General features: G+C 59.6%; 13 protein-coding genes. All 13 read right to left on the bottom strand.

Annotated features, from left to right (window positions below; genetic code table 11):
- Positions 1 to 32: 32 nt before the first annotated feature.
- Positions 33 to 401: a 50S ribosomal protein L14 gene (rplN, locus tag ABT23_RS14705; protein WP_296636938.1), complete on the bottom strand. Its 369-nt coding sequence runs from the start codon at positions 399 to 401 to the stop codon at positions 33 to 35.
- Positions 402 to 567: 166 nt separating this feature from the next.
- Positions 568 to 831, bottom strand: a complete 264-nt coding sequence (gene rpsQ / locus ABT23_RS14700; protein ID WP_018507842.1) for a 30S ribosomal protein S17 — start codon at positions 829 to 831, stop codon at positions 568 to 570.
- Positions 828 to 1,022 carry a 50S ribosomal protein L29 gene (gene rpmC, locus ABT23_RS14695; protein ID WP_018507841.1) on the bottom strand — a complete coding sequence of 65 codons (195 nt, stop codon included), beginning with the start codon at positions 1,020 to 1,022 and terminating at the stop codon, positions 828 to 830. The genes rpsQ and rpmC overlap by 4 nt, the downstream gene beginning before the upstream one ends.
- A 3-nt stretch (positions 1,023 to 1,025) precedes the next feature.
- Complete coding sequence (gene rplP / locus ABT23_RS14690) at positions 1,026 to 1,442, bottom strand: 50S ribosomal protein L16 (RefSeq protein ID WP_018507840.1); 417 nt, start codon at positions 1,440 to 1,442, stop codon at positions 1,026 to 1,028.
- On the bottom strand, positions 1,426 to 2,130 hold the full coding sequence (gene rpsC / locus ABT23_RS14685; protein ID WP_018507839.1) for a 30S ribosomal protein S3: 705 nt from the start codon (positions 2,128 to 2,130) through the stop codon (positions 1,426 to 1,428). The genes rplP and rpsC overlap by 17 nt, the downstream gene beginning before the upstream one ends.
- A 9-nt stretch (positions 2,131 to 2,139) precedes the next feature.
- On the bottom strand, positions 2,140 to 2,469 hold the full coding sequence (rplV, locus tag ABT23_RS14680; RefSeq protein WP_296636941.1) for a 50S ribosomal protein L22: 330 nt from the start codon (positions 2,467 to 2,469) through the stop codon (positions 2,140 to 2,142).
- A 10-nt stretch (positions 2,470 to 2,479) separates the two neighbouring features.
- The gene (gene rpsS, locus ABT23_RS14675; RefSeq protein ID WP_018079505.1) at positions 2,480 to 2,755 is read right to left on the bottom strand and encodes a 30S ribosomal protein S19; all 276 of its coding nucleotides are present in this window, start codon (positions 2,753 to 2,755) and stop codon (positions 2,480 to 2,482) included.
- Positions 2,756 to 2,770: 15 nt separating this feature from the next.
- Positions 2,771 to 3,598, bottom strand: a complete 828-nt coding sequence (rplB, locus tag ABT23_RS14670; RefSeq protein ID WP_296636934.1) for a 50S ribosomal protein L2 — start codon at positions 3,596 to 3,598, stop codon at positions 2,771 to 2,773.
- Positions 3,599 to 3,609: 11 nt separating this feature from the next.
- Positions 3,610 to 3,915, bottom strand: coding sequence for a 50S ribosomal protein L23 (gene rplW / locus ABT23_RS14665; protein ID WP_296636932.1), 306 nt, complete (start codon positions 3,913 to 3,915; stop codon positions 3,610 to 3,612).
- Positions 3,915 to 4,532, bottom strand: coding sequence for a 50S ribosomal protein L4 (rplD, locus tag ABT23_RS14660; RefSeq protein WP_296636929.1), 618 nt, complete (start codon positions 4,530 to 4,532; stop codon positions 3,915 to 3,917). Before rplD ends, rplW begins: the two co-directional genes overlap by 1 nt.
- Positions 4,532 to 5,176 carry a 50S ribosomal protein L3 gene (gene rplC / locus ABT23_RS14655; protein ID WP_296636927.1) on the bottom strand — a complete coding sequence of 215 codons (645 nt, stop codon included), beginning with the start codon at positions 5,174 to 5,176 and terminating at the stop codon, positions 4,532 to 4,534. Before rplC ends, rplD begins: the two co-directional genes overlap by 1 nt.
- Positions 5,177 to 5,301: 125 nt before the next feature.
- A complete protein-coding gene (rpsJ, locus tag ABT23_RS14650) occupies positions 5,302 to 5,610 on the bottom strand; it encodes a 30S ribosomal protein S10 (protein WP_296636924.1) in 309 nt (102 codons plus the stop codon).
- Between the two features lie 9 nt (positions 5,611 to 5,619).
- On the bottom strand, positions 5,620 to 6,396 hold a 777-nt coding region (locus ABT23_RS14645), incomplete at its 5' end, for an elongation factor Tu (RefSeq protein ID WP_296636920.1).

Raw genomic sequence — 6,396 nt, 5'->3', positions numbered from 1 at the left:
TCGCTTTTACGAATTCGTGCCATGATTCCCTCTCACAGAACCTCGGGCGCAAGCGAGACGATCTTCATGAACTTCTCGGTACGCAACTCACGGGTAACCGGCCCAAAAATACGGGTACCGATCGGCTCTAATTTGTTGTTCAGCAACACGGCAGCATTGCCGTCAAAGCGCACCAGCGAACCGTCGGGGCGACGAACACCCTTGGCGGTACGAACCACCACGGCGTTGTAGATATCACCCTTCTTCACGCGGCCACGCGGTGCAACATCCTTGATGCTGACCTTGATGATGTCGCCCACACTTGCATAACGGCGATGACTGCCGCCCAGCACCTTGATGCACATGACGGAGCGCGCACCGGTGTTGTCTGCCACGTCCAATACGGACTGCATCTGAATCATTTAATTGCCTCCAACTTTATCCACCACAGAGGCGGCTAGTTTTGGAACCCGTTCGGGAGAACACCCGCATGATGCGGGATTGCTTGAGTCAGCGAACCGGGTTCAAAACCGGCTCACCAACCGGAAAACCCGGCACTATACCGGGTTTGAGCACCTGATGCAAGCCTTATACGCGAGCGCGCTCAATCAGTTTGCTGACGGTCCACGCCTTGGTACGCGAAAGCTTGCGCGATTCCTCGATCTGAACCATGTCACCCTCGTGAAACTCGTTGTTTTCATCGTGGGCATGATACTTTTTCGACAGGCGGATCACCTTGCCGATGACCGGATGCTTCACGCGGCGCTCAACCAGAACCGTGACCGTCTTGTTCATCTTGTCGCTCACCACACGCCCCGTGAGCGTGCGCACCATCTTCTTGACTTCAGTCATGCTTGACCCGCCTTCTCGCGCATAATGGTCTTGACACGGGCAATATCGCGACGCAGCTTGCCCAAATCAGCAGTTTTGCTCGACTGCTGGGTGGCCACCTGCATACGCAATGCAAAGTGGGCGCGCAACAGCGATTCCAGTTCCTGCTTTAATTCTGCGGCATTCTTGCCGCGCATTTCTTTCGTATTCATCACTCAGCTCCCGATCATGCGGGTCACGAAGGTGGTCGCGATCGGCAACTTGGCTGCCGCCAGGCGGAATGCCTCGCGCGCCAGCGTTTCGTTCACGCCATCCATTTCGTACAAAACCTTGCCCGGCTGGATTTCAGCCACGTAGTATTCCGGGGCGCCTTTACCGTTACCCATCCGCACTTCGGCCGGCTTACGGGAAATCGGCTTATCCGGGAAGATACGGATCCAGATACGACCACCACGCTTGATGTGGCGAGTCATCGCACGGCGCGCAGCCTCGATCTGGCGCGCGGTCAGACGGCCACGACCGACGGCTTTCAGGCCGAAATCGCCAAAACTCACATCGGCACCGCGGGTTGCCAAGCCGGTGTTACGGCCCTTCTGTTCCTTGCGATATTTTCTTCTAGCTGGCTGCAGCATGTTTCACTCCCGATTTCTTGCCGCGCTTTTCCTGTTCGGCGGCTACAGGCTGCTCGCCACGGTTCAGCGCGTCGCCCTTGTAAACCCACACCTTGATGCCGATGATGCCGTAGGTGGTTTTCGCTTCGGCAAAGCCGTAATCGATCTCGGCACGCAGGGTATGCAGTGGCACACGACCTTCACGATACCATTCGGTACGCGCGATCTCGGCACCGTTCAGACGGCCCGAGCTCATGATCTTGATGCCCTGGGCACCCAGGCGCATCGCGTTCTGCATCGCGCGCTTCATGGCGCGGCGGAACATCACGCGCTTCTCCAGCTGCTGGGCGATACCGTCGGCGATGATCTGGGCATCGGTCTCCGGCTTGCGCACTTCTTCGATGTTGACGTGAACGGGCACCGACATCAGGCGCGCCAGTTCACCGCGCAGCACTTCGATGTCTTCACCCTTCTTGCCGATCACCACGCCGGGGCGGCCGCTGAAGATCGTGATGCGCGCATTCTTCGCCGGGCGTTCGATCAGCACCTTCGAGACCGAAGCATGGGCAAGCTTCTTCTTCAGATAGTCACGAACCTTGATGTCCTCAAGCAGGGTGCTTGAGAAGTTGCGGTTCGAACCGTACCACTTGGCCGTCCAGATGCGTTGAACACCAAGACGGAACCCAATCGGATGTATTTTTTGTCCCATGCCGCTTCCTTAATCGCCGACAGTCACGGTGATGTGACAGGTCGGTTTGCTAATACGGTTGCCACGGCCTTTGGCGCGGGCGGTGAAGCGCTTCAGCACCGACCCCTGGTCGACATAAATCGTCTTGACCTTCAGGGTATCGATGTCGGCACCTTCGTTGTGCTCGGCATTGGCGATGGCCGACTCGAGCACCTTCTTGATGATGCCCGCGCCTTTTTTCGGGCTGAAGGCCAAAATGTTCAGCGCCTTCTCCACGCGCAGACCGCGGATCTGGTCAGCAACCAGACGGCCTTTCTGTGCGGACAGGCGGGTACCACGCAAAATTGCAGAAACTTCCATCATGCGCTCCTTATTTCTTCGCCTTCTTGTCCGCAACGTGGCCCTTGAAGGTACGCGTCAGGGAAAACTCACCCAGCTTGTGGCCGACCATGTTTTCGGTCACGAACACCGGCACATGCTGGCGGCCGTTGTGCACCGCAATCGTCAGACCGATGAAATCGGGCAACACGGTGGAACGACGCGACCAGGTCTTGATCGGGCGCTTGTCATTGGAACCGCGAACGGCTTCAATTTTTTTCAGCAGGTGCCCGTCGACGAACGGGCCTTTTTTAATTGAACGTGCCATATCTTTCTACCTCAATCAGCGCGCGTGACGGCGGCGGACGATCATGTTGGAGGTGCGCTTGTTACTGCGGGTACGATACCCCTTGGTCGGCGTACCCCACGGGCTGACCGGATGACGACCCGCCGCGGTGCGACCCTCACCACCACCATGCGGGTGGTCGACCGGGTTCATCACGACACCGCGCACGGTCGGACGAACACCGCGCCAGCGCATTGCGCCAGCCTTGCCGATCGAACGCAGGCTGTGCTCTTCGTTGCCGCACTCGCCCAGGGTCGCGCGACAGTCGACGTGCACCTTGCGGATTTCACCCGAACGCAGACGCAATTGAGCGTAGCTGCCTTCGCGCGCCAGCAACTGGACCGAGGTGCCAGCGGAACGTGCGATCTGCGCGCCCTTGCCCGGCATCATTTCGACGCAGTGCACCGTGCTGCCGACCGGGATGCTGCGCAGCGGCAGGCAGTTGCCGGCCTTGATCGGCGCTTCGGCGCCGCTCACCAGCTGAGCACCCGCGGCAATGCCGCGAGGGGCAATGATGTAACGACGCTCGCCGTCCGCGTAGCACAGCAGGGCGAGGTGCGCGGAGCGGTTGGGGTCGTACTCCAAGCGCTCGACAGTTGCCGGAATGCCGTCCTTGTTGCGACGGAAATCGACCACGCGGTAATGCTGCTTGTGACCGCCGCCTTTGTGGCGAACCGTAATATGCCCGTTGTTGTTGCGGCCCGAACCGCGCTTCTTGGGCTCGAGCAGTGCAGCAACGGGTTTGCCTTTATGCAGGCCAGGTGTAACGACCTTGACGACCGCGCGGCGACCGGCAGAGGTAGGTTTGACTTTGATCAATGCCATGATTTTCTCCCTTACTGACCGGACGCGAAGTCGATGTCCTGACCCGGCTTCAGGGTGACATACGCTTTCTTCCAGTTGTCACGGCGACCCATGACACGACCGGAGCGCTTGACCTTGCCCTTGACGTTCAGCACCTGCACACCCGTCACCTCAACCTTGAACAGGCTGGCAACCGCTGCGCCGATTTCCTGCTTGGTTGCGTCGGGCAACACACGAAAAACAACCTGGTTCAGCTTGTCGGCCACGCGCGTGCTCTTTTCGGAGATCACCGGCGCGAGAATGACTTTGAGCAGACGCTCCTGACTGATCGCACTCATCACACCATCTCCTCAAACTGCTTGACCGCCGCCTTGGTGATCAGCACGTTACCGAATTTGACCAGACTCCACGGATCGGCCTGATGCGGCTCGACCACGTAGACGTTCGGCAGGTTGCGCGAAGACAGCCACAGGTTGTCGTCCACACTGTCGGCAATGATCATGACCTTGCCATAACCCATCGACTTGAGTTTGTTGGCAAGCACCTTGGTTTTGGGGGACTCGATGCCCAGGCTTTCGACAACCTTGAGCTTGCCCTCGCGCGCCAGCTGCGACAGGATGGTCGCCAGGCCGGCACGATACATCTTGCGGTTCACCTTATGGGTGAAGTTCTCGTTCGGCTTGTTCGGGAAGGTCACGCCACCCCCACGCCAGATCGGGCTGGAGGTACGGCCGGAACGCGCGCGGCCGGTGCCTTTTTGGCGCCACGGCTTGTGCGTGGAAGCCGTCACCTCGGCACGCGTCTGCTGCGCGCGGTTTCCGCTGCGCGCATTGGCCTGGAACGCGGTCACCACCTGGTGCACCAGCGCTTCGTTGTAGTCGCGACCGAAGGTTTCGTCGGAAACAGCGAGGCTGGTCACATCCTGCCCCTGCTCGTTAATGATCGTCAAATCCATCAGGCACCCCCTTTCACTGCCGGGCGCACCACGACATGACCACCCTTGGAACCCGGAACGGCGCCTTTCAACAGCACCAGACCACGCTCCGCATCGACACGCACAACCTCAAGGTTCTGCTTGGTGCAGGTGACCGCACCCATATGGCCGGACATGCGCTTGCCCGGGAAAACACGACCCGGATCCTGCGCCATGCCGATCGAGCCCGGCACGTTGTGCGAACGCGAGTTGCCATGGGTGGCGCGCTGCGATTTGAAGTTGTGGCGCTTGATGGTGCCCGCAAAGCCCTTACCCTGCGTCACACCGGTAACATCCACCTTCTGCCCCGCCTGAAGCACCTCGACAGAAACCGTGGCGCCCGCCTGGTATTGGGCGGCGACGTCGGCAGGCACGCGGAATTCACGCAGCAGCTCGCCCGCATCCACACCCGCCTTGGCGTAATGTCCGGCTTCCGATTTATTGACACGGCTATTGCGACGGCTGCCATAAGCAACCTGCACAGCGGAATAACCGTCATTTTCTGGCGTGCGCACTTGCGTCACACGATTGTTTGACATTTCCAGCACCGTCACCGGAACGGACGCACCGTTCTCGGTAAAAATGCGGGTCATGCCGACCTTGCGGCCAACGAGCCCGATACTCATCTTTGTATTTCCTATCTCAAGCCGGCAGCCGAAGCTGCGGACAAGGGTTTTAGGTGCCGATTACAATTGACCGGCGACTATTGGTACAACTGAAGGGGCGGCAGTATACCCAAGCCGCCCGCTTTTTACAACTTGATTTCGACGTCCACGCCGGCAGGCAGATCCAGCTTCATCAGGGCATCGACCGTCTTGTCGGTCGGGTCCATGATGTCCATCAGGCGGCGATGGGTACGGATCTCGAACTGGTCGCGCGACGCCTTGTTGACGTGGGGCGAACGCAGCACGTCAAAACGCTCGATCGAGGTCGGCAGCGGGACCGGGCCCTTGACCACGGCGCCCGTGCGCTTGGCGGTTTCCACGATTTCGAGCGCGGACTGGTCGATCAGTTTGTAGTCAAACGCCTTCAGGCGGATGCGGATTTTCTGGTTTTGCATTATTGAGCCTTACTCTTCGATCTTGGCCACGACACCCGCACCGACGGTACGACCGCCTTCGCGAATGGCGAAACGCAGACCTTCGTCCATGGCGATCGGCTGAATCAGCGAGACTTTGATGCTGACGTTGTCGCCAGGCATCACCATCTCGGTGCCCGCCGGCAATTCGATGCTGCCCGTGACGTCGGTGGTGCGGAAATAGAACTGCGGACGGTAGCCGTTGAAGAACGGGGTGTGACGACCCCCTTCGTCCTTGCTCAGCACGTAGATCTCGGCCGAGAACTTGGTGTGCGGCTTGATGGAGCCGGGCTTGGCCAGAACCTGGCCACGCTGGACTTCTTCACGCTTGGTGCCACGCAGCAGGACGCCGACGTTGTCGCCTGCCTGACCCTGGTCGAGCAGTTTGCGGAACATTTCGACGCCGGTACAGGTGGTCTTGACGGTGGGGACGATGCCGACGATTTCGATTTCTTCGCCAACTTTGATGACGCCGCGCTCGACACGACCGGTGACGACGGTGCCGCGACCGGAGATGGAGAAGACGTCTTCAACGGGCATCAGGAAGGGCTTGTCGATGGCGCGCTCGGGCTCGGGAATGTAGTTGTCGAGGGCGTCGGCCAGTTTCATGATGCTGGGCTCGCCGATGTCGCTCTGGTCGCCTTCGAGGGCTTTCAGGGCGGAGCCAACGATGATGGGGGTGTCGTCGCCCGGGAAGTCGTACTTGGACAGGAGTTCACGGATTTCCATTTCGACGAGCTCGAGCAGTTCGGCGTCGTCGACCATGTC

Origin of the sequence: Thiobacillus sp. SCN 63-57 (assembly GCF_001725555.1) — a bacterium.
Classification (GTDB): domain Bacteria; phylum Pseudomonadota; class Gammaproteobacteria; order Burkholderiales; family Thiobacillaceae; genus Thiobacillus.
The sequence above is the reverse complement of the archived record's forward strand: the minus strand, read 5'-3'. Positions and strand labels throughout refer to the sequence as shown.